24 protein-coding genes are annotated in these 21,517 nt (G+C 68.8%); 8 read left to right on the top strand and 16 right to left on the bottom strand.

Going from position 1 to position 21,517, the window contains the following annotated elements; translation table 11 throughout:
* Positions 1-91: 91 nt before the first annotated feature.
* Positions 92-565 carry a TlpA disulfide reductase family protein gene (locus ACIQCS_RS20715; RefSeq protein WP_345849350.1) on the bottom strand — a complete coding sequence of 158 codons (474 nt, stop codon included), beginning with the start codon at positions 563-565 and terminating at the stop codon, positions 92-94.
* A 109-nt stretch (positions 566-674) separates the two neighbouring features.
* Between ACIQCS_RS20715 and argH the strand changes: the two genes are divergently transcribed.
* From argH to ACIQCS_RS20690, 5 genes are read left to right on the top strand one after another with little or no spacing between them, the layout of a single operon-like run.
* Positions 675-2,054 (top strand): argininosuccinate lyase, encoded by a 1,380-nt coding sequence (gene argH / locus ACIQCS_RS20710; protein WP_345849351.1) that lies wholly within the window; start codon positions 675-677, stop codon positions 2,052-2,054.
* On the top strand, positions 2,051-2,299 hold the full coding sequence (locus tag ACIQCS_RS20705; protein WP_345849353.1) for a hypothetical protein: 249 nt from the start codon (positions 2,051-2,053) through the stop codon (positions 2,297-2,299). The genes argH and ACIQCS_RS20705 overlap by 4 nt, the downstream gene beginning before the upstream one ends.
* A 19-nt stretch (positions 2,300-2,318) precedes the next feature.
* Entirely contained in the window at positions 2,319-3,581 is a 1,263-nt protein-coding gene (gene lysA / locus ACIQCS_RS20700) for a diaminopimelate decarboxylase (protein ID WP_345849355.1), read from the top strand.
* The gene (locus tag ACIQCS_RS20695) at positions 3,578-4,309 is read left to right on the top strand and encodes an NAD(P)-dependent oxidoreductase (protein ID WP_345849357.1); all 732 of its coding nucleotides are present in this window, start codon (positions 3,578-3,580) and stop codon (positions 4,307-4,309) included. Before lysA ends, ACIQCS_RS20695 begins: the two co-directional genes overlap by 4 nt.
* Positions 4,306-5,259: a CorA family divalent cation transporter gene (locus ACIQCS_RS20690; protein ID WP_345849358.1), complete on the top strand. Its 954-nt coding sequence runs from the start codon at positions 4,306-4,308 to the stop codon at positions 5,257-5,259. Before ACIQCS_RS20695 ends, ACIQCS_RS20690 begins: the two co-directional genes overlap by 4 nt.
* Before the next feature lie 7 nt (positions 5,260-5,266).
* Here the strand turns inward: ACIQCS_RS20690 and ACIQCS_RS20685 are convergent, their stop codons facing one another.
* A complete protein-coding gene (locus ACIQCS_RS20685; RefSeq protein WP_345849359.1) occupies positions 5,267-5,815 on the bottom strand; it encodes a response regulator in 549 nt (182 codons plus the stop codon).
* Positions 5,816-5,875: 60 nt separating this feature from the next.
* Positions 5,876-6,421, bottom strand: a complete 546-nt coding sequence (locus tag ACIQCS_RS20680; RefSeq protein WP_280281376.1) for an NADPH-dependent FMN reductase — start codon at positions 6,419-6,421, stop codon at positions 5,876-5,878.
* A 98-nt stretch (positions 6,422-6,519) separates the two neighbouring features.
* Here ACIQCS_RS20680 and ACIQCS_RS20675 point away from each other — a divergent pair, with 98 nt between their 5' ends.
* Positions 6,520-7,599, top strand: coding sequence for a CaiB/BaiF CoA-transferase family protein (locus ACIQCS_RS20675; protein WP_345849362.1), 1,080 nt, complete (start codon positions 6,520-6,522; stop codon positions 7,597-7,599).
* 59 nt (positions 7,600-7,658) lie between these two features.
* On the opposite strand, the gene ACIQCS_RS20670 is transcribed toward ACIQCS_RS20675, so the two are convergent.
* On the bottom strand, positions 7,659-8,309 hold the full coding sequence (locus ACIQCS_RS20670) for a TetR/AcrR family transcriptional regulator (RefSeq protein WP_345849364.1): 651 nt from the start codon (positions 8,307-8,309) through the stop codon (positions 7,659-7,661).
* A gap of 245 nt (positions 8,310-8,554) precedes the next feature.
* Between ACIQCS_RS20670 and ACIQCS_RS20665 the strand changes: the two genes are divergently transcribed.
* Positions 8,555-10,786 carry a TonB-dependent receptor gene (locus ACIQCS_RS20665; protein ID WP_401531609.1) on the top strand — a complete coding sequence of 744 codons (2,232 nt, stop codon included), beginning with the start codon at positions 8,555-8,557 and terminating at the stop codon, positions 10,784-10,786.
* Positions 10,787-10,800: 14 nt separating this feature from the next.
* Entirely contained in the window at positions 10,801-12,117 is a 1,317-nt protein-coding gene (locus tag ACIQCS_RS20660) for a metallophosphoesterase (protein ID WP_345849366.1), read from the top strand.
* Positions 12,118-12,221: 104 nt separating this feature from the next.
* Here ACIQCS_RS20660 and fliS read toward each other — a convergent pair whose 3' ends face one another.
* The 12 genes from fliS to ACIQCS_RS20600 all read right to left on the bottom strand — a co-directional run bounded on the left by fliS (position 12,222) and on the right by ACIQCS_RS20600 (position 21,411).
* A complete protein-coding gene (gene fliS / locus ACIQCS_RS20655; RefSeq protein WP_345849367.1) occupies positions 12,222-12,620 on the bottom strand; it encodes a flagellar protein FliS in 399 nt (132 codons plus the stop codon).
* Positions 12,620-14,026, bottom strand: a complete 1,407-nt coding sequence (gene fliD / locus ACIQCS_RS20650) for a flagellar filament capping protein FliD (RefSeq protein WP_345849370.1) — start codon at positions 14,024-14,026, stop codon at positions 12,620-12,622. Before fliD ends, fliS begins: the two co-directional genes overlap by 1 nt.
* A 45-nt stretch (positions 14,027-14,071) precedes the next feature.
* Positions 14,072-15,208 carry a flagellar type III secretion system protein FlhB gene (locus tag ACIQCS_RS20645; protein WP_345849372.1) on the bottom strand — a complete coding sequence of 379 codons (1,137 nt, stop codon included), beginning with the start codon at positions 15,206-15,208 and terminating at the stop codon, positions 14,072-14,074.
* Complete coding sequence (fliR, locus tag ACIQCS_RS20640) at positions 15,208-15,978, bottom strand: flagellar biosynthetic protein FliR (RefSeq protein ID WP_401531606.1); 771 nt, start codon at positions 15,976-15,978, stop codon at positions 15,208-15,210. Before fliR ends, ACIQCS_RS20645 begins: the two co-directional genes overlap by 1 nt.
* A 50-nt stretch (positions 15,979-16,028) precedes the next feature.
* A complete protein-coding gene (gene fliQ, locus ACIQCS_RS20635) occupies positions 16,029-16,298 on the bottom strand; it encodes a flagellar biosynthesis protein FliQ (protein ID WP_086127675.1) in 270 nt (89 codons plus the stop codon).
* A 159-nt stretch (positions 16,299-16,457) separates the two neighbouring features.
* A complete protein-coding gene (gene fliP, locus ACIQCS_RS20630; protein WP_294049991.1) occupies positions 16,458-17,288 on the bottom strand; it encodes a flagellar type III secretion system pore protein FliP in 831 nt (276 codons plus the stop codon).
* The gene (locus ACIQCS_RS20625) at positions 17,285-17,533 is read right to left on the bottom strand and encodes a flagellar biosynthetic protein FliO (protein ID WP_086127677.1); all 249 of its coding nucleotides are present in this window, start codon (positions 17,531-17,533) and stop codon (positions 17,285-17,287) included. The genes fliP and ACIQCS_RS20625 overlap by 4 nt, the downstream gene beginning before the upstream one ends.
* A 4-nt stretch (positions 17,534-17,537) precedes the next feature.
* Positions 17,538-17,834 (bottom strand): flagellar motor switch protein FliN, encoded by a 297-nt coding sequence (gene fliN, locus ACIQCS_RS20620; protein WP_280281367.1) that lies wholly within the window; start codon positions 17,832-17,834, stop codon positions 17,538-17,540.
* On the bottom strand, positions 17,831-18,778 hold the full coding sequence (locus tag ACIQCS_RS20615; protein ID WP_345849384.1) for a flagellar motor switch protein FliM: 948 nt from the start codon (positions 18,776-18,778) through the stop codon (positions 17,831-17,833). The genes fliN and ACIQCS_RS20615 overlap by 4 nt, the downstream gene beginning before the upstream one ends.
* Positions 18,779-18,784: 6 nt before the next feature.
* The gene (gene fliL, locus ACIQCS_RS20610) at positions 18,785-19,408 is read right to left on the bottom strand and encodes a flagellar basal body-associated FliL family protein (protein WP_345849386.1); all 624 of its coding nucleotides are present in this window, start codon (positions 19,406-19,408) and stop codon (positions 18,785-18,787) included.
* Positions 19,409-19,426: 18 nt separating this feature from the next.
* Complete coding sequence (locus ACIQCS_RS20605; RefSeq protein ID WP_345849387.1) at positions 19,427-20,950, bottom strand: flagellar hook-length control protein FliK; 1,524 nt, start codon at positions 20,948-20,950, stop codon at positions 19,427-19,429.
* A gap of 35 nt (positions 20,951-20,985) precedes the next feature.
* Positions 20,986-21,411 carry a hypothetical protein gene (locus ACIQCS_RS20600; protein WP_280281363.1) on the bottom strand — a complete coding sequence of 142 codons (426 nt, stop codon included), beginning with the start codon at positions 21,409-21,411 and terminating at the stop codon, positions 20,986-20,988.
* Positions 21,412-21,517 lie beyond the last annotated feature (106 nt).

Genomic DNA, 21,517 nt, shown 5'->3' with positions numbered 1-21,517 from the left:
TCCCGCTATCTCGCCAGCACAGGAAGAAGCGGGATCCCGGCTCAAGGCCGGGATGACGGTGAAAGATCAGATACTTGTTTGGGTTCTCAACCTAGCGCGCTTCCGCCAGCAGCGCGGCGGCCTTGGCCCCGGTCCAGTCCATCTCGCCCGCGACGCGCCACACTTCCCTGCCGGCCGAATCGAACAGGATCGTGGTGGGCAGGTTCACTTGCATGCCGAGGCTGAACGCCGCGTCGGTATCGGTCCAGGGCCTCAGATGCTTGAACCCGGCCTTGGCGAGATAGGGATCAACGACTTCGCGACCCTTGAAGTCCTGGCTCAAGGTGATCACGCGCAGCGCATCGCCCTTCTGCCCGGCAAGCGCATCCAGCGTCGGCATCTCGGCGCGGCAGGGGATGCACCAGGTCGCCCAGAGGTTGAGCAGCACCGGCTTGCCCCTGAAGGCGGCGAGGCTGGTCTTCCTGCCGTCCGGATCGGTGAAGGCGGTGTCCGGCGCGGCCTCCCCCTTGTGGCTGCGGTCGATCTTGCCCTTGTCCGCCGCCGCAGCGCCACTGGCCGCCGGCATAGTTTCGTTTGCTTGCTGCGCGGGCCCGGAGCGCTTATCGCACCCCGCGATCATCAGGGTGCCGAGCAGGAGAAGAGAGATAGCCGAGCGCAAGGACAGCTCCAATGCCATGTGGGGCGGGCGCTTCGCCGAAGGCCCGTCCGCGGTGATGCGCGAGATTAACGCATCCATCCCCTTCGACAAGCGGATGTGGCGCCAGGACCTGCGCGGCAGCCAGGCGCATGTGGCGATGCTGGGCGCGCAGGGCATCGTCGCCGCGGAGGACGCAGCGGCGATCCATGCCGGCCTGGGCGAAGTCGCCGCCGATTTCGAGGCCGGGGGCGTGCCCGAGGACCTGGCGCTCGAGGACATCCACATGCTCGCCGAATCGCGGCTGGCGGCGAAGATCGGGCCGGTGGCCGGGCGCCTCCACACCGCCCGCTCGCGCAACGACCAGGTGGCGACCGATTTCCGCCTCTGGGTGCGCGACGCGGTCGACCAGGCCGAGGCGGCGCTGGGCGCGCTCCAGGACGCGCTGCTCGCCCGCGCCGAGGAACATGCCGACAGCGTGATGCCCGGCTTCACCCATCTCCAGGTCGCCCAGCCGGTGACGCTCGGCCATCACCTGATGGCCTATTTCGAGATGTTCGTGCGCGATCGCAGTCGCCTGAAGGACGCGCGCGCGCGCCTGAACCTGTGCCCGCTCGGCTCGGCGGCACTCGCCGGCACCGGCTTCGACCTCGACCGCGAGGCGACGGCGAAAGCGCTGGGCTTTGACGGGCCGACGCGCAACTCGCTCGATTCGGTGTCGGACCGCGACTTCGCGATCGAATATCTCACCGCCGCCGCGCAGACCGCGCTCCACCTCAGCCGCCTGGCCGAGGAATTCGTGATCTGGGCCAGCCAGCCCTTCGGCTTCGTCTCGCTGTCCGACCAATGGTCGACCGGCAGCTCGATCATGCCGCAGAAGCGCAACCCCGACGCCGCCGAGCTGGTGCGCGGGCATTCGGGGCGGATCACCGGCGCGCTGGTGTCCCTGATGATCACGATGAAGGGGCTGCCGCTCGCCTATTCGAAGGACATGCAGGACGACAAGCCGCCGGTGTTCGAGGCGCATGACCTATTGGGGCTCAGCATCGCGGCGATGACCGGCATGGTGGAAAGCGCGACTTTCCGGCTCGACCGGATGCGCGCGGCGGCCGAGGCGGGCTTCTCCACCGCCACCGACCTGGCCGACTGGCTGGTGCGCGAGGGCGGCATCCCGTTCCGCGAGGCGCACCACATCACCGGGCGCGCGGTGGCGAAGGCGGAAGACGAGGGCATACGTCTCGATCAGCTATCGATCACCCAACTCAAGGAAATCGACACGCGGATCGATGAACGCGTATATGACGTTCTCAGCGTCGATGCTTCGGTATCGAGCCGGACGAGCTTTGGCGGCACTTCGCCCGGGCGCGTGCGCGAGGCGATCGCGGCGGCGAGGAAGAACCGTCAGGAGGAAGGGCGATGAAGCGACTGGTGATGCTGGCGATCGCGGCCACGGGCGGGCTCGCCCTGGCGAGCTGCGGTGCGCGCGAAGCGCTCAAACCCGTGGCGGCGGCGTCGCTGCCTCCCGCGCCCTATGGCGCGCGCGCGACGCCGTCGCCGGGCGATCTCCTCAATCCGCCGACGCAGACGCGCCCCGCGCGCAGCGACGATCTCATCCAAAGCTCGGACCAGCGGCGCAGCGACACGTTCGACCTGCCGCCGCGCTAAGCCCACAGAAAGTCTCTCAGTGTCCCATTTCGAAGTGATCGGCGGTGCCCTGCACGCCGAGAATGTTCCGCTCGCGCGCATCGCCGAGCAGGTCGATACGCCGGTCTATGTCTATTCGACCGAAGCGTTCCGCGACGCCGCCCGCGCCTTTCGCAAGGGGCTGGAGCCGGTCGGCCGGCACCATGTCGCCTTCGCGGTGAAGGCCAATCCGAACCTCGCGGTGCTCCGCCTGCTCGCCAATGAAGGCTTCGGCGCCGATGTCGTCTCGGGCGGCGAGCTGTCGCGCGCCCTGGCCGCCGGCATCCCGGCGCACGACGTGGTGTTCTCCGGCGTCGGCAAGACGCGCAAGGAGCTGCACCAGGCGCTCGACGCCGGGATCGGCCAGTTCAACCTCGAGCTGGAGGAAGAGGGCGTCGTCCTCGCCGAGATCGCACGGTCCAAGGGGATGACCGCCCCGGCGGCGCTGCGCGTCAATCCCGACGTGGATGCCGGCACGCACGAGAAGATCTCCACCGGCAAGGCCGAGAACAAGTTCGGCCTGCCGATCGACCAGGCCCCGGCGATCTTCGACCGGCTGGCGAAGCTGGAGGGCATCGACCTGCGCGGCGTGGCCGTGCACATCGGCAGCCAGCTGCTCAGCCTCGATCCGCTCGAGGCCGCGTTCGAGCGGGTCGGCCGGCTCGTCGCCGAGCTGCGCGCCGCGGGGCACCGGATCACCCATGTCGACCTGGGCGGCGGGCTGGGCGTCGCCTACAAGCCTGGCGACGTGCCGCCGACTTCGGCCGCGTTCGGCGAGATGGTCGCGCGGGTGACCAGGGACTGGGACGTCGAGCTGATGTTCGAGCCGGGCCGACACATCTCGGCCAATGCCGGGGTGCTGCTCACCGAAGTGCTGTGGGTGAAGCCGGGGGTGACCAATCCCTGGGTAGTGGTCGACGCCGCGATGAACGACCTGGCGCGCGTCGCGCTCTACGATGCCTGGCACGGCTTCGCCTCGGTCACGCCGAGCGGTGAGACGATGGTGGCGAACGTCGCCGGCCCGGTGTGCGAGAGCAGCGACGTGTTCCTCAAGAACCGCGAGATCGACCGGGTGAAGAGCGGCGACCTGGCCGTGCTGCAGAGCGCCGGCGCCTATGGCGCGACCATGGCCAGCACCTATAACAGCCGGGCGCTGGTGCCCGAAGTGCTCGTCTCGGGCGATCGCTTCGAAGTGGTCGCGGGCCGGATCACCGCCGAGACGATCATGGGCGCGGAACAGATACCGGACTGGCTGGAACAATGACGCTGAGCGCCCTGCCGATCTTCGTGAAGCTGGCGGGGCGGCCGGTCATGCTGATCGGCATGGGCGAAGCGGCGGAAGCCAAGCGCCGGCTGCTCGAGCGCGCCGGCGCGGCGATCGTCGGCGAGGAGGCCGTGGCTGCGCTCGCCATCGTCGCCGCGGACGATCCCGGACCCATTGTCGCGCGCCTGCGCGCCCGCGGCGTGCTGGTGAACACCGTCGACCGCCCGGACCTGTGCGACTTCACTCTGCCCGCGATCGTGGCGCGCGATCCGGTGCTGGTGGCGGTGGGCACCGGCGGGGTGTCGGCCGGGCTGGCGGCGGCGCTGCGCCAGAAGCTCGAGGCCGAGCTGCCCGCCGATCTGGGCGATACCGCGCGCGCGCTCCACGCTGCCCGGCCCGAACTGCGCGCGCGTTTTCCCGACCTGGCCGATCGCCGCCGTGCCATCGCCGCCGCGCTGGCGGAGGGGCTTGGCGGCGACGTGGTGGCGCGGCTGCGCGCGCCGGCGGCCGCCCGGCTGCTGCGCTTCACGCTATGCAGCGCCGATCCGGACGATCTGACGCTGCGCCAGGCGCGCGCGCTTGCGCAGGCCGAGCGCGTGTATCACCTTCCCGCGGTGCCGACCGCCATCCTCGACCGCGCCCGCGCCGATGCGCCGCGCATCGCCCTCACCGCTCCTCCCGAAGCGCCGGGGCCCGGCCTCTCCATATGGCTGGAGATCGCCGGATGAGCGGCTTCGCCTATATCGTCCGCGACGGGAAGGTCGCGCAGCCGATCCTCAAGGAAGCGCTCGGCCAGGATGCCAGCCTCAGCTGGATCCATCTCAACACCAATGACGAGCGCGCCCAGCTCTGGCTGGGCGGCGAGGCCAGGCTTGCCCAGCCGGTGATCGACGCGCTCACCGCGATGGAGACGCGCCCGCGCTGCGACCTGTTCGGCCCGGCGGCGCTGGTCAACCTGCGCGGCATGTCGTCCGAGGCGCTCGGCGATTCCGATCCGCTCGCCTCGATCCGCATGTACGCGCATGGCGGCTGCGTCTTCTCGGTCTCGCGCAAGCAGCTCAACGCGATCCAGCCGGTGCGCAAGCAAGTGGAGGACGGCAAGATCCTCGACCCCGGCGACCTGATCGCCGCGATCGCCCAGGCGATCACCGAGGAGCTCGATCCCATGGTCGCCGAGTTGGGCGATTCGCTGGACGATTGCGAGGAGCATATCTCGCAGCACCGTGCCTTCGATCTGCGCCGGCTGGTCAACGAGACCCGAGTGAAGGCGATCGGGCTGCGCCGCTTCCTCTATCCGCAGCGCGCCGCGCTGGAGAAGCTCGCCGGGCTGCCGGTCGAATGGCTGGCCGATGACGACCGGCTCCACCTTGCCGCCGCCGCCGATCGCGCCGCGCGCATGGCCGAGGAGCTGGAGAGCATCCGCGAGCGCGCCGCGCTCACCCACGAGACGCTCACCGACCTGCGCGCCGAGCTGATCGACCAGCGCTCGCTGGTGATCGCGGTGGCGGCGATGGTGTTCCTGCCGCTGACCTTCGTCACCGGCCTCTACGGCATGAATGTCGAGGGCCTGTGGTTCGCGCGGGAGCCCTGGGCGTTCGACGCGATCGCGATCCTCTGCCTGGCGATCGCCTTCGTGATCACCGCCTATTTCGTCGGGCGGCACTGGTTCGAGCGCTGAACCGCGCTCAGGCGCGCTGGCGGCGCTCCAGCTCCACCCGGGCCATGGCGAGCTCGCTGCGCGCCTCGCCCAGCTCGATCGCCCGCGCGGCGATGCGCGCGTCGAGCGCGAGGTTGGAGCGCTTCAGCTCCTCCATCCGGTCGGAGCGCGACAAGGTGCGCTCGATCCGCGCGGCCAGCTCCTCGAACGGATAGGGGGCCGCCAGATAATCGTCGGCCCCGGCCTGCAGGGCCTCGACCGCGCTGCCCGGCTCGTCATGGCTGGTGACCATGATCACCGGCAGGTCGATGGTGTCGCGCGTGCCGCGGATCTCGTGCAGCACATGAAGGCCGGACACTTCCGGCATCACCCGGTCGAGCAGCACCAGATCGAAGCCGCGCGCCGAGATCAGCTCGAGCGCCTGCGACCCGCGATCGGCGAGCACGACGAGATAGCCGAGCTGGCCCAGGCGATGCGCGAGCACATGTAGATTGGTCCGGCTGTCGTCGACCGCCAGGATGGTGCGCGTGGCGCGTCGGCGATTGCCGATGCCTTCCTGTGCCGAAGCCTCGTCCATCCTGCCATTCTAGGAAGCAAGCCTCACGAAACCGTTAAATGCCGGGCAACCCTAGGGTCCCTAGCCGGCCCGGCGCTCCAGGAAGGTGAAGATCTGGCCCACCATCACTTCCATCGGGCCGTTGCACTTGTCCAGGGCGTCGCCCGGCTCGGCGGTGTTGATCGCCAGGCCCATCGGCGTCGGCCAGCCGCGCAGCGCATGGGTGATGGTGCGCAGCGCCTGCAGCGTCGAGACCGCCGCCTGCCAGCCCGCGGCGGTGGCGATCAGGCCCACCGGCAGGCCGTCGAGATAGGGGCGCTCATCCTTGCTCAGCGCCTCGACATAATCAAGCGCGGTCTTGACCAGCCCGGAGAGCGTGCCGTGATAGCCGGGCGAGCCGACGATCACCGCGTCCGCCGTGCGCAGCGCCTCCAGGTAGCGGCCGACGGCCTCGTTGCCTTCGACATTGCCCGGCTCGTAATGCGGGAAGGCGATCGCCTCGCCGGTGAGCAAGGTGGTGCGGGCGCCGCGCGCCGCGGCCATTTCGAGCGTTGCCGCGAGCAGCCGCCCGGTGGCGGATTCGGGCCGCAGGGTGCCGCCCAGCGCGACGATGTGAGGTGCCGACATGGCCTTCCCGCTAACCTAAAGCCGGGGCGAGCGCCAGTGCGTGGACCTGAGGCGCGGGCAAAGGCTATGGATCGGCGGAATCACCTTTGGGGGACATGATGGTTGCAGCTACGCACGGGCCCCTGGCGGGCGTGCGCATCGTCGAGCTCGACATGCCCGGCGCGGTGCTGTTCGCGGGCATGCTGCTCGCCGATCTGGGCTGCGACGTCGTGCGGATCCGCCGGCCCGGGAGCGAAGGCAGCGCGGTGGCAGCGAACCTCTATCGCGGCCGCTCGCAAGTGTCGCTCGACCTGAGCCAGGCGGCGGGACGCGAGCAGGCGCTCGCGCTGATCGCGCAGGCGGACGGCGTGATCGAAGGCTATCGCCCCGGCGTCGCCGAGCAGGTGGGGCTCGATCCGGCCCGCTGCCTCGCGCTCAATCCGCGCCTCGTCTATGCCCGCGCCAGCGGCTGGGGGCGCGAAGGTCCGCTCGCCGGCACGCCGGGCAACGACATCAACCATCTCGCGCTGTCGGGCGCGCTGCACGCCATCGGCCCCGCTGCCGCGCCGGTGCCCCCGCTCAACCTGATCGGCGACTATGCCGGCGGATCGCTGTTCCTCGCGCTCGGCCTGGTCTCCGCGATCCTCGCCGCCCAGGCGACCGGCCGCGGCCAGGTGATCGAGGCGGCGCAGGTGGACGGCGCCGCTTCGATGATGTCGCTCTATTATGCGCTCCACGCCTCGGGCCGCTGGGCCGACGCGCGGGCGGCGAACATGGTCGACGGGGGGGCCCCCTATTATCGCTGCTATGCCTGTGCCGACGGACGGCATGTGGCAGTCGGCGCGCTCGAGCCCCAGGGCTTTCGCGCGCTCTGCGAGGGGCTCGGCATCGCGCCGCACGGGTTCGACCAATATGACCGGGCCTGCTGGCCGGCCCTGGCCGAGGCACTCGCCGCCGCCTTCGCCTCGCGCGGGCGCGACGAATGGGCGGCGCTGTTCGAAGCGAGCGAGGGCTGCGTGACGCCGGTGCTCTCGCTCACCGAGGCGCCGCTCCATCCGCACAATCGCGCGCGCGGTACCTTCGCCGTGCGGGACGGCGCGATGCAGCCGGTGCCGGCGCCGCGCTTCTCGGGCACGCCGGCCGAAGCGACGCCGCCGATGGACGAAGCCGTGGCCGACATCCTCGCCCGCTGGGCCTGAACGCATGGCGCTGACGCCAGCTCCGAACGTTCATGACCATGCCCATGCGCCGCCTTCGTCTATGGCAGCGCCACGGGCTCCTGCGCGCCGAAGGTAAGAAGTGCGACCAGGGCATCGGCCGCACCCTCAGGTGTACGGTCCTTGAGGTCGGGCCGGACGAGGTTGTACGAGATGAGCAGTATGTGCCCAAGCGTGGTCGCCGACCAGGTGGTGCTCCAATCGCCTTCGGCCTGCGCACGGGTGATCAGCGCGGTGATGCGATCGTGTAGCGTGCCGGCGCCGATTCCGGCGCTCATATCCGTTCCATATGTCGCAAAGAAATCGAGCGCCAGAGCACCGACGGACGCCGAACCGACTGTTTCGTCGCCGGCTTCTCGGAACAGAAAGACAAGGAAGCGGCGGATCGCTTCGACCGCCCGCTCGCCCTGGGGGGCCGGCTCGGCTTCCCATAGCTCGGCGAGTTCCCGGCTGAGCTCGCCGACCAGGGCCGCCTTGGTAGGGAAATGCAGAAAGAAGGTGGCGCGGGAAACGCCTGCGGCCGCCGCGATCTCGGCCGCGGTCGTGTTCTGGTACCCCTGGCGGGCGAAGAGCTCCAGGGCAAAGCCGAGCAGGCGCCGCCGTGTGCGCCGCTGCTTGCCGAGCGCCATGTCGGTCGCGTCGGCGCCTCCCCGCGCCGGCAACTCCCGCCATTTTTCGATCTCATTCGCCAAGTGTCAAATCCTAGTAACAATCAAAAACTAGACGGCCATCTAGTTTTTTGGCGCCCACCATAATTCATGGTCCTAGAGCCGGTCCGTCCGGGTGGGAAGCAGCTGAAAACCTGACAATCCACGGGCGAGCCCCAGGCAACCCCCAACATCACAGGCAACCTGCCGCTCCTGGTCGAGCGGCGGGATGGAGAGGATCTGCGTCGATTTCCGGGAGCCATCCCACAATGAAAGAGAGTCGCCACACAATGAGATTGCGAAGCACAAGGACGAGACTCCTCACCGCCGCCACGATCGTTGCGAGCGCCTGCAGCACCGCGGCCCAGGCCCAATCCGAACCGGACGCCGTCGATGAGATTGTGGTCACCGCCGAGAAGCGCGAAACGCGCCTGTTGGACGTGGCCGCCCCGATCTCGGTAATCAGCGGCGAACGCATCGCCGAGCGCGGCGTCTCCGATTTCGAAGGCCTGGTCGAACAGATTCCGGGGGTCAGCATCACGGCCGACTATGGCGGCGCGGCGTCGAAGGTGATCAGCATCCGCGGGGTTGGCGGATCGGATGACTATCGCCCGAACGGCAGTCCTTCCGTGGCGCTGCACGTCGATAACATCTACCAGTCGTCCAACGCCTTTTTGATCATGCCCTTCTTCGACGTCGAACGCGTCGAGGTGCTGAAGGGGCCGCAGGGCACGCTTTATGGCCGCAACAGCACGGCCGGCGTGATCAACCTGATCACGCGCTCCAAGAGCGACGAACTCAACGGCTACGTCACCGGCCAGTATGAGAGCTTCGATCGCGGGAGGCTGGAAGGCGCGGTCGGCATTCCGATCGCTCCGGGGATCGGCCTGCGTCTGGCCGGCCTCGTCGACCAGGGCGGCGGCTTCCAGAAGGGCAAGGGCGCCGGCGCGCTCGCAGGCGTCGCCCCCTTCCGCGGCGCGCCCGCGATTTCCGACCCGGGCACCCGCGACGGCTGGGGCGACCGCGACCTGTTCGCCGGTCGGGCCACGCTCGACGCCGAATTCTCAGCCGACACCCATCTGGTCCTGAAGCTGTTCGGCAGCCGCGATCGCGGCGAGACCCAGATGCCGGATTCGCGCGGCGGCGTGTCCAACCTGGGCTTCGTCGAACCCGACAACGACCCCTATACCTTCTACTCCGATCGCTATCCGAACCGCTCGATCGACCTCTGGGGCGTCTCCGCCTCGTTCTCGCAAAAGCTCGGCGAGGCGATAACGCTCGACCTGGTCGGCGGCTACCAGGCGGCGGACCGCTATGTGGAAGGCGAAGGCTTTGGCACGCCCGCACGTATCTGGGACTTCAACTTTGCCGACCGCATCCGGCAGCATTCACTCGAGGCCCGCCTGTCGCACCGCGACAAGGGCCCGATCGATTGGGTCATCGGTGGCTATTACATCAAGGACAAGGTCGACTTCCGCACCGATCTGATCTCCACGGACCAGCTCGGCAGCACCCTGATGAGCGACTATGATCAGGAGCGCGAAAGCAAGGCGGTGTTCGGCCAGGCGGACCTGAAGCTCACCTCGCGCATCACGCTTTCGGGCGGCCTGCGCTACACCGCCGACACTGCCAACTTCGCCGGCGCCACGACCGACACCAATCCGCTGGGCATCTCGATCGTACGGATCGCCCTGCCGAGCGTGCCCGTGGTCTTCGACCAGGATTTCGACGAAGACAATCTGTCGGGACGCGCCACGCTTTCGTTCCGCCCCACCGACAACACCAACCTCTGGGCTTCGTTCGGCAAGGGCTACAAGGCCGGCGGCTTCGACGGTTCGACGATCTGGAGCGCCGTCGAGGCGCTGCCGTTCAAATCGGAGAATGTCCTGGCCTATGAGGCCGGGTTCAAATTCTCCGGCGCGGGCGGCCTGTTCCTCAATATCGATGGCTTCTACTACAAGTTCGACGATCTTCAGGCCAATACCACGACGCTCATCCCGGGCACGACGACGCCGGCCAACGTCCGCACGAATGTCGCCGAGGCGCGCGTCTACGGCGTCGACATCGCCGCCGGCGCCACGCTGCTGCGTTCCGGCCCCCACCGCCTGAAGCTCGATGGCGGATTGACGCTCCCCGCCTCGAAGATCCTGAAGTTCGACTCCTCCAACCCCGCCATCGTCGCCGTCAATCTGGGCAACGACCTGCCGGCCTCGCCGAAATTCTCCGGCAACGCCCAGGCCGCCTACAGCTATGTCGCCGATGCGTGGACCCTGACGGCGACCGTCGACGCGCGCCACAAGAGCAGCGAGTTCAAGCGCCTGAACAATACGCCGGGGACTGAAGCGCCGGCCTATACGCTGCTCAACGCGCGGCTCGACCTGAGGCTGACCCAGAGCGGGCTGGGCTTCTTCGTCTATGGCCGCAACCTGACCGACCAAATCTATTACACCGACATCACCGCCACCAACCGGCTCTCGGGCTCGCCGCGCGTCTTCGGCGCCGGCGCGAACCTGCAATTCTGAAGAAGGAACCAGGAATGCGCTTTCAACATTGCGCCGCGCTGCTGGCGCTGGCCTTGAGCTCGGCGGCAAGCATCGCGCCGGTCACCGCGCAACAGGCCGCCAAGCACGACCCCGGCAGCTTCACCATCGCGGTGATCCCGGACACCCAGAATTATCTCGACTATGCGCATCAGACCGAAGCGGGTTTCCCCTTCGATGCGCGCGAGATCTTCTATGATCAGATGGCCTATATCGCCCGCAATGCGCAGTCCGAGGGTGGCGAGATCGCCTTCGCTGTCGGCGTCGGCGACGTCTGGCAGCATGCGACGGGCAGGATGGACGACGCCCATGCCCGGATGGGGCTCAAGGCCATTCCCAACAAGCTGGCCGACTCCATTCTCGCGCCGGATCAACGCGCAGTCACCGTCGAGATGCCGATCGCCCGCAAGGGTTATGGCATGATCGCCGGAAAGCTGCCCTTTGCGGTGGTGCCCGGCAATCACGACTATGACGCCAACTGGTCCGACAGCCGCTTCCCGCCCGCCGAGGATTACCGCAATCCGGGCGCCAGCAAATATCCCTATGGCCAGCTCCATTATGGCGGCCTGGCGAACTTCAACGCCGTGTTCGGCAAGGACAGCACCTTCTTCAAGGGCAAGCCCTGGTATGTCGGCAGCTATAATGGCGGGGCCAACAGCGCGGCCCTGTTGACCGCGGGCGGCTATCGCTTCCTGCACATCGGGCTGGAGATGGCGCCGGCCGACGACGTCCTGGCCTGGGCGGAAACGCAAATGAAGGCCCATCCCGGCCTGCCCACGATCATCACCGTCCACGACCATTTGAGCCCGGCGGGCAAGCGCGAGCCAGTGTCCGCCGTGGACTTCAAGGCAGTGCATCCCGAGCACAACAACGCCGAGGACCTGTGGGCCAAGTTCCTTTCGCGGCACGACCAGATCTTCCTGGTGCTGAGCGGTCACCAGCACGGCCAGGCGCACCGGGTCGACAAGAACGCGATGGGCCATGATGTCCACCAGGTGCTGGCCGATTATCAGGACCGCCACCAATCCCTGATCCAGGCCGCGCCCGGCGTGAAGCCGCGGCCGGGACTGGGCATTGGTGACGGCTGGCTGCGCCTGATGCGCTTCGAACTGGGCGGTGCTGCACCGCGTATCGTCGTCAGCACCTATTCGACGCTGTACAAGAGCAACGCGGCACAGCTTCCAACCTATTCGGCCTTCTACAAGGCGAAGGAAAAGCCGGAGCTCAGCGACGCCGCCTTTGTGCGCGAGGAAGAGTTCACGCTGCCGCTCGACGGCTTCGCGAGCCGGTTCGCGCGCGCTCGAACGAAGTGACGAGAGAGGGTGGGTCGCCGCGGGCGGCCCGCCCTTTGCCGGCCTATCTTCCGGCCATGACATGTCCTGGGTCGCCATGGGTATCTGCGGATCGAGGCGGGTGCCTAGCCCGCCTTCAGGCTGCTCCAGGCGCGGGCGATCTCGTCCAGGCTGTTCGCCGCCTCGCGGAACGGGGCGGGATCGGTGCCGGTCGCGGCCTGCAGGATCTCGCCGCGCAGCCCGTGGTAGAAAGTGGCGAGCGTCCGGGCGACTTCGCCGCCCCGGTCGAAGTCCAGCCCCGCTTCGAGCGCGAACAGGATCGCGGTGGCCCGCGCGACGCGCTCGCCCCGCACCGAATAATTGCCGCGCTCCACTGCCCAGGCCGCCGTGCGCAGTGCCGCAATGCCCTCTTCGTAGAGCAGCCCGACCAGCGCGTGCGGATCGCCGCCGGCCGTCCGGCCGACAATGTCGATCTGGCGATAGGTGTCGGCGGGATTGGCGGCGAGCGCCGAGGCGTACCGCATCAGCTCTTCGCGTTCCAGGAATCGATCTGCTGCTTGAGGAAGGTCTGGGTCGACTTGTAGGCCGCGACCTTCGCATCCATCGCCGCGAACTGCTGGGTCATGCGGTCGCGCATCTTCTGGCTATCCGCCGCGATCTTGGTCTTCTCGTCCGCGAGCGCGTCCTGCGCCTTGCCGTACTTGTCGGCGCTCGCGCCCAGGCCGGTCTTCGTGCTCGTGGCGATCGTCGCGACGTCGGAAAGCGCCTTGGAGAGGCCGGCATTCTCCGTGAACATCTTCTCGACGTCGTTCGGATAGGTGGTCAGCACCTTGGAGAGACGCGCCGTATCGAGGCTGAGCGTGCCGTCGCGATTGGTCTTCACGCCGAGATCGGCGAGCGCGGAGGGCGCGTTCTTGCCTGCGCCGGGGACGAGCGGGCTGAGCGTCAGCCGCTTGAGCTGCTGGAGCAGCTGCTTCGCCGCCGGATCGGACTTGAGCGGGCCGTTGATCGGGTCGGTCGCCTGCTGCACCGCCTTGAACACCTGATTGTAGGTTTCGACGAAATTGGCGACCGCCTGGCTGATCGCGCTGGTCGGCGCGCTGGCACCGATCATCACCTTGGTGCCGACCGCGGCCGATACCAGGTCGATCCGTGCGCCGGGAATCATCGTGGTGATGCTGTTGGTCGGATATTTCGCCTCGACGCCGTCGAGCGCGACCCGGGCGTCCTGCGCGGCCGCGTTGATCGTCGACCCGCCGGCGCCGGGGCCGACCGCGAGCTGGGCGAGGCCGTCGGTGCCGCTCAGCGTGAAGGCCTGGGACGAGCCGGTGCCGCTCTTGAGCACCAGCCGGGCGCCGTTCGAATCGCTCAGGATCGTCGCGGTGACGCCGGCTTTCTTGGCGTTGATCGCGGCGGCGACATCCGAAAGCGTCGCGTTGGGCGAATCGATGGTGATGTCGATCGGCGTGGCCGTGCCGGCGGTGAAGCCGGTCATCGCGCCATCGGCCACCGTCGCGGAGCCGAAAGTGAGCGTGAGCGTGCCCGCCCCCACCACCGAGCCGCTGCCGCCGCTGAAGGACGGCGAGCTGGAAACCTGGCCCTGAGCGAGCTGGCGCACCTCCATCGTCGCGCTGAGGCCGGCGAGATCGGCGCCCGACAGGCGGGTGATGCCGAGGATGCCCGTGTTCGAGCTGGTCGGCTGGGTCGCGAGCGAGCCCGAGCTGGTGAGCGACGCGAGCGCCGAGGCGAAGTCGGTGATGTTGCTCTTGATCGTCCCCACGGTGGAAATCTGCGTGGTGAGCGCAGTGCCCTTGCTGGTGAGCGCCTGGTTCTTGTTGGCGAAGCTGTTGTCGACGAGCGACTGGACCAGCGCGGTGATGTCGATCCCCGATCCGGTGCCCAGCGTCTTTGCGATCGATTCGACGGCCATCTCGTCCCCCTGCTCTCCCGGTAAACGGCCGCCGCCGCCGCGCCTTTAGTGCGCGCGCGCCTGTTTCAGGCCGTTCTCGTCGAAAAGTGCCGTCTCGGGCACCGTGATCGCCGGCTGGACCGCGCCGGCCCGGCGGCTGACCTGGAAGACGAAGGCAAGCACCGTCGCCACCGCCATGTAGAGATCGTCGCGGATCTCCTGATTCTCGCGGCTGGTGTAATAGACCGCGCGGGCGAGCTGCGGATATTCGAGGATCGGCACTTCCAGCTCGCCGGCCAGCTCGCGGATCGCCAGCGCGGTGGCGCCGCGCCCCTTGGCCACCACCACCGGCACCTGGTCCCGGCCCTGTTCGTAGCGCAGCGCCACGGCGAAGTGCGTCGGGTTGGTGATCACGACATGCGCGGTCTCCACCGCCTTGCGGAAGCCGCCCTTCAGGATCTGGCGCTGGCGCTGGCGCTGCGCCGCCTTGGCCTCGGGCGAGCCTTCGCTTTCCTTGTGCTCGTCCTTCACTTCCTGCTTGGTCATGCGCAGCCGGTTCATGTGCCGGAGGATCTGGATCGGCAGGTCGATGCCCGCGATCAGCATCAGCCCGCCGGCCATGACGAAGAGCAGCATCAGGAACTCGCCGCCCATCGCGCCGATCGCGCCGTGCAGGTCGGCCTCGACCAGCCCGAGCGAGCGGCGCGTGAGCGACCAGAGCAGCCAGGTGCCGATGCTGCCGAGCAGCACCACCTTGAGCAGCGCCTTGCCCATCTCGATCCAGCCGGTGGGGCCGAAGATGCGCTTGAGGCCCGAGCCCGGATTGATGCGCGAGGCCTTGGGCGCGAACAGCTTCGAGTTCCAGCGCAGCCCGGCGAGCCCGGCATGGCTGAGCACCGCGCCGACGACCGCGACCAGCAGCAGCCCGCCGATCGGCAGCGCGAGCTTCCATCCCGCCTCGGCCAGCGGGCGCCAGGGCTCGAAATCCTCGATATCCGCCCGCCCGAAGCTGAAGCTGCCGACCATCACTTCCTTGCACGCGCGGATCAGCGCGGGTCCCAGCATCGCCATCCAGGCGCAGCCGAGCAGCACGATCAGCGCAGTGCCGAAATCCTTCGAGCTGAGGATCTGCCCCTCGTCCGCAGCCTTGCGCTTGCGCTTGGGTGTCGGGGCTTCCGTCTTTTCGCCGCCGGACTCCGACATCAGCCGAGCACCAGCTGCGGCATCATCACGAGCGCCTCGCGGATGATGACGACGAGATAATCGCCCATGGCGGGCAGCGCGAGCAGCAGCGCGACCACGCCGAACAACAGGCTGGCGGGCAGGCCCACCGCGAACAGGTTGAGCGCAGGCGCCGCACGGCTCAGCATGCCGACGATCAGGTTGAGGCAGAGCAGCAGGAAGCCGATCGGCAGCGAGAGCAGCAGCCCGGCGAGGAAGGTATAGCCGCCGAACATCGCGATGCCGAGCAGCCGCTCGGGCGCGATCCAGGCGCCGGGCGGCATCACCTGATAGCTGCGCACCACCAGCTCGACGAGGACGAGATGCCCGTCGAGCGACAGGAAGATCAGCGTCAGCATCAGCGACAGGAAAGTGCCGATCGCCGGCGTGGCATGGCCGCTCGCCGGGTCGACCGCATTGGCGAAGCCCAGGCCCATCGACATCGAGATCACTTCGCTCGCCACCATCGGCGCGGCGAAGGCGACCTGGAGGACGAAGCCCATGGCGAGGCCGATCAGCGCTTCCGCCGCGATGGCGAGGAACGTGGTGAGCGAGAAGATCTCGGCCGGCGGCGCGATGTGGGCGACGTTCATCACCAGCACGCCGATCGCACCGGTGAGCGCGATGCGCGCCGGCAGCGGGATCGCCACCGCGCTGAACACCGGCGCCGCGACGAAGGCCGCGCCGATCCGCACCATGGCGAACAGCAATGCCCAGAGCTGCGGCTCGATCGAGAGGCCGAAGCCCATCATCTAATTCCCTCTCCCCTTGTGGGAGAGGGAGGATCGGTCCGGCGACAGAATCACTTCACCAGGTCCGGGATGCGCTCGAAGATGCTCGTGGTGAAATCGCCGAGCAGCCCCATGATCATCGAGCCGAAGATGATCAGGCTGAGCGCTACCACGATCAGCTTGGGCACGAAGGTGAGCGTCTGCTCCTGGATCGACGTGGCCGCCTGGACCATGCCGAGCACCAGGCCCGCGAGCAGCGCCGGCACCAGGATCGGCGTGGCGGCGAGCGCCAGCACCCACATCGCCTCGCGGCCGACGGTAAGGAAATAATCGGCGTCCATGCGTCTAATCCTTCGCGGTACCAGCCCGCTCCCCCACCCGGCCACCCATAAGATAGCCTGGCTGGATGGCCGGGTGGGGGAGCGGGCGGAGCAGCCCAAGGTTCCGGCGATGCGAAGCATCGCTGGAAAGGCTGTGAAGGGCGGTGCCGTCCAGCATCGCTAGCTCACGAAGCTGGAGGCAAGCGAGCCCATCGTCAGCGCCCATCCGTCGACCAGGACGAAGAGCAGCAGCTTGAAGGGCAGCGAGATGATCGTCGGCGACATCATCATCATGCCGAGCGCCATCAGCACGGTGGCGACGACGAGATCGATGACGATGAAGGGCAGGAAGATCAGGAAGCCGATCTGGAAGGCGGTCTTGAGCTCGCTGGTCACGAAGGCGGGGAGCAGTACCGAGAAGGGCACGTCCTGCGGCTTGGCATAGGGGCCGCTCTTCGCCAGCCCGGCGAACAGCGTGACGTCCTTGGTGCGGGTCTGCTTGATCATGAAGCCGTGCAGCGCCTCGCCCGACTTGGCGATCATCTCGGTCGCGCCGATCTTGCCGGCCGAATAGGGCTGGATCGCGCTGACGTTCATCGTGTTCAGCGTCGGTGCCATCACGAAGAAGCTCAGGAACATCGCCAGGCCGATCAGCACCTGGTTGGGCGGGGTCTGCTGGAGGCCGAGCGCCTGGCGCAGCAGCGCCAGCACGATGATGATCCGGGTGAAGCTGGTCATCATCAGCAGGATGCCCGGCAGCACCGTGAGCAGGCCCATGATGATGAGGACCTGGAGCGACAGGCTGAGCGGGGCGTTGCCGCCGCCCAGGTCGCCGAGCGCGCGGTCGACCGCATCGCCTACGCCCGGCGTGGCGACCGGGGCGGGCGCGACCGGGGCGGCGCCCTGGGCGAAGGCCGGGAAGGCAAAGAGCACCAGAAAGGCGAGCAGCCCGATGAACAGGGCCGCGCGCCCGCCGACCGTGCGCGGCGCCGGGATGAGCGCCCGCGTCATTGCTGCTTGTCCACCAGGGTGACGCCGCTGCGGCTCACCGAGACAAGCAGCTTCTGCCCCTCGAACTCGATGACGGCGAGGCGCAGGCCGGGGGAGAGCAGCATCGTCTCCTTCAGCTGCACCATGCGGGTCTGCTGGTTCCGGGGCAGGCGCGATTCAAGCTTGCGCCAGGCATAGAGGCAGCCGACCAGCAGGCCGCAGACCAGCGGCAGCAGCACGATCAGCTTGAGGATGTACCAGGTCATGGGATCAGCGGGCCGCGCGCTTGTCCGGGCTGACCAGCTCGGTCATCCGCACGCCGAACTTCTCGCCGACCGTGACCACTTCGCCGCGGCCGATCAGCGTACCGTTGACGAACACGTCGAGCAGCTCGTTGGCCTCGCGATCGAGCTCGATCACGCTGCTCTCGCCCAGCGCGAGCAGCTCGCGCAGCGTCAGCCGGGTCGAACCGATCTCGACGGTCAGCTTGACGTCGACGTCCTGCAGCAGCCGGAAATTGGCGGCGACGGCAGTGTCGACCTGGAATGCGGCCGTCATGTCGTTCATTGGAAGTCCTCTGCGTTGATCGGTTCGAGCGAAGTGAGGCGGACGGCCGCGCGGCCGTTGGCGGTGCCGACAAGGCCGGTGCCCAGGCGGCGCTTCGCCACCATCACCGGAACCTCGGGGCCGAAATCGATCGGAATGACGTCGCCTTCCTTGAGCTCGAGCAGGCGGCCGAGCGGCATGGTCGGTTCGGCAAGCACCGAGCGGACGGGCAGCGTGACCGCCATCACCGCGCGGGTGAGGCCCGAGCGCCATTCGGGCTCCACCTCGTCCTTGTTGCCGTGCACCTTGACCATCAGCGCGGCGCCGTGCGGCTTCAGCGCGGCGACGGGATAGAGAATGTCGACGAAATGCGGCCGGCCCTCGCCCTCGGCCAGGCCGAAGCGCGTGACGACGACGGGGTCGTCCGCGCCGAAATCGGGCGCGGCGGCGAGATTGGGCGCGGCCTCCACGCGGAAGGCGATGCGCGAGAGCGGCTCCCAGGCGCGGTCGAGCAGCAGGGTGGCCGACTGGGCGAGCCGGCCGACCAGCGCCTCGGCGGACGGCGTGAACTCGCCGGGCAGCGGATGCGGCGCCTCGCCGTCTCCGCCGAAAAAGGCATCGAGCATCTCGAAGACCAGCCCGGCCTCGAGCACGAACTGGGCCCGGGCGCGGGCATTGCCCATCGCCAGCGGCTGCCAGGCCGAGAGCGTGCCGCCGCGCTCCGCCTTGTAGTCGGCGAAGCGCTGGACCGAGAGCGGCTCGGCCCAGGTGCGCAGATCCTTGCGCAGCAGCCCTTCAAAGGCACCCTTTAGCGACTTGGCCAGCCGCGCGCTCAGATGCTGCAGCGTGACGAGATCGCCGAACGGATTGAGGTTGGCCGTCCCCAGCGCCGGCGCGTGCTCCGCGCTGGCTCGGGGGCGTTCCCGCCGTTCGGCCGTGCCGTCTGATGAAGGGCTGTTAACCATGCCCGTTCACTGAACAATGAAATTGGTAAAGTAGACGTTACTAACGCCGCCAAAGCCTTCCTTTTCCTTCAGAACGCCGTTGATCGCCTTGGCCAGCCGGTCCTGGATGTGGCGCTTGCCCTCGGCGGTGAACACCTCGTCCTCGGTCGTCTCGCCAAGCGCCATCAGCACGGCCGAGCGAATCGCGATCTCGTGCGTCTTGATGTTCTCGAGGACGCGCTCGTCATAGGGCGTCGACACGGCGATGCCGACCTGGACGAAATGGACGCTGTCCTGGAGGTTGGAAGTGAATTCCTTCTCCATCGGATAATAGCTCGAGGCATATTTGTCGCCGCCCTCGCCCTTGGGCGTGGGCTTGCCGCCATGGCCGGGCGCTTCGCCGCCTTCGTCGCCATGACCGCCCTCGCCGCCTTCCTTCGCCGAAGCGCGCTTCTCCTCGCTCTTGGGCACCAGCCGGGGCTCGTCATTCTGCTCGGCATGCGCGGTCGCGCTGAACCAGCCGGCCTGCATGCCGTAAAAGGCCGCCCCGCCGCCGCCGCCGAGCAGCAGCACGGGCAGGCCGACCAGCAGCAGCAGGTTCTTTTTCTTCTTCTTCGGCGCGTCGGCGCTTTCGGTCTTGGCGTCGGACATCATCTATCTCCGGGGGTCTCAGGCGACCCGTTCGTCGTCATGGGTGGAAGCCCGCGCCTCGCGGCGGGCGGCGGGCGCCGCCAGGGGCTGGTGGCGGTTGGGAGCGGCGTCGTGGCGCTGGTCCTGCCCCGTCTGCGGATTGCCCGGACCGGTGCCGGTTCCGGTGCCCGCCGCGTTCGATTCGACGCTGGTCGAGCCGAGGCGGATGCCGCGCTGCTCGGCGATCTCCGCCAGCCGGGGCTGGGCATCGGCGATCAGCTGGCGCGCGGCCTGGCTCTCGGTATGGAACTGGACGTGGATGCCGGCATCGTCCTGGCGGATCGCGATATCGACCTTGCCGAGCGCCTCCGGCATCAGGCTCAGCCGAGTCTCGCGCGCCGGCGCGGCGTCGCGCAGCGTCTCGATCCGGTCCATCATCTTCGCCGTCCATTGCTGGTGGCGCATGTCGAGCGCGGCGTCCTGGGCAACGCCGGCGGCGGAGGCGGCCATGACGGTCTGGGTGCCGGTGGCCGGCGTAGCCAGCGTCGAGAGATCAGGCTGCGAATCGGCCGGCGCCCCGGCCGGGATGCCCCGGCGGGCGGGCTCGAGCGCGGCGCCCGGTTGCGGCGTGGCGGCCGGTGGCGGAGCGGCCGCTGCCTCGCGCCGTCCCTGAGTCACATCGGCGATCGACACCTTCTGCTGCGGTGCCGGCCGGTCGAGCGCGATGCGCACCACCGGCGCCTCGGCGGCGGCCCGGCGGAGTTCGCGCGGCGCCGGGGCGAGCACGGGCGACGGCGGCACGGATCCGGGCGAATCGGCGGCCTTTGCCGGCTCCGCCTGCACGACGGCGGCAGCGGCGATGTCGGCCGTGGCCGGATCGATGGCCGGATTGCCGCGTGCGGCGCCTGGCGCCGGCACGGTGCGCGACGGGGCGGCCGCGACGGGCGGGGCGCTTTCGGCACCGCGCCGGCCCGGCGACGGGGCTTGCGCCGCCGCCTCGGGCTGCGGCCGGACCTCGGACGCGACCGGCGCTGCCGGTTCGGCGGCGCTCCGCACGGCGGCACGCTCGGTCTTCGCCTTGCCGTCCGGCGCCGCGCCGGTCTCGGCGGCGACGGCTTCGGGGAACGCGATCTCGCGACGCGCCCGCGCCTTGCCGGCGTCTCCCCCCACGGTCGGCAAGGAAACATCGGCTTCGGGGCCTGGCTCGGGCGCAGGCGTCGGCGCCGGTGCGGCGGCGAACCAGGCGAAGGGCGGGGGCGGCGCATCCTCGGCAGCCGCATCGTCGTCCTGCCCGGCGTCCGAACCCGCCTGTTCCCCGGCCTTGCTGTCGAGCGCAGGCACGGCATCCGGCAAATCCTTGCCGCCTTCGGCAGATTCCTGCCCCATCGGCGGCAGGACCGGCGCCTCGCCGGGTTGCGCCCGGGAAGGGATGGCAGGCGCCGCGATCCCGGGCATCAGCGCGTCGAGCGCCAGCGCGAAGCCGCCCGCATCCGCGGAAATCGCGGCGTTCGGCTTGACGGGCCCCACGGTGATGGCGGGAAGCGCGGTAGCGAGCTGGATCAAGTTCAGGTCCCCGTGAAACAAGGTTCACGAGGCACTCAGCAAATATCGTGCCGATTTCTGCCCATCGGCGGCAGCTGCTCCAGCTCGCGCAATGCCTTGAGCGCGGCATCAGCTTCGGCGCGGGTGATCAGCTTCTCGATCGCATTCTGGTCGCGCCGTGCCTCACGCGTGGCGGCGCGCGCCATCTCCAGGCTCTGCTCGGCCACTTCGACGCGCTTCTCGGCGGCGAAGGCGGACTGGTGGAGCCGCTCGCGGAAATGCGCGGCGGCGGCCAGGCTCGAAGCCGATTCGGAAACGCTGGGCGCCGGCGCCACGTTCGCCGCCAGATTGGCGATGCGATCGCGCAGCCGGGCTTCCTGATCGACCTTGGCGAGCGCCCGCACTTCGTCGGCACGGACCAGGTCGAGCTGGAGCGTGCGGACGCGGAGCAGGCGGCCGAGCTTCTTCGCCGACCTAGGCATATCGGGTTTCCGGCACCGGCCCGCTCCCGCACCCGGCCACCCGTAGGATACCGGCGTTGGGTGGCCAGGTAGGGGAGCGGGCGGAGCAGCCCAAGGTTCCGGCGAT

This window comes from Sphingomonas sp. NPDC092440 (assembly GCF_044754985.1).
In the GTDB taxonomy this organism is placed as follows: domain Bacteria; phylum Pseudomonadota; class Alphaproteobacteria; order Sphingomonadales; family Sphingomonadaceae; genus Sphingomonas.
Note: the sequence above shows the minus strand (reverse complement) of the source record. Positions and strands in the feature narration are given on the sequence as shown.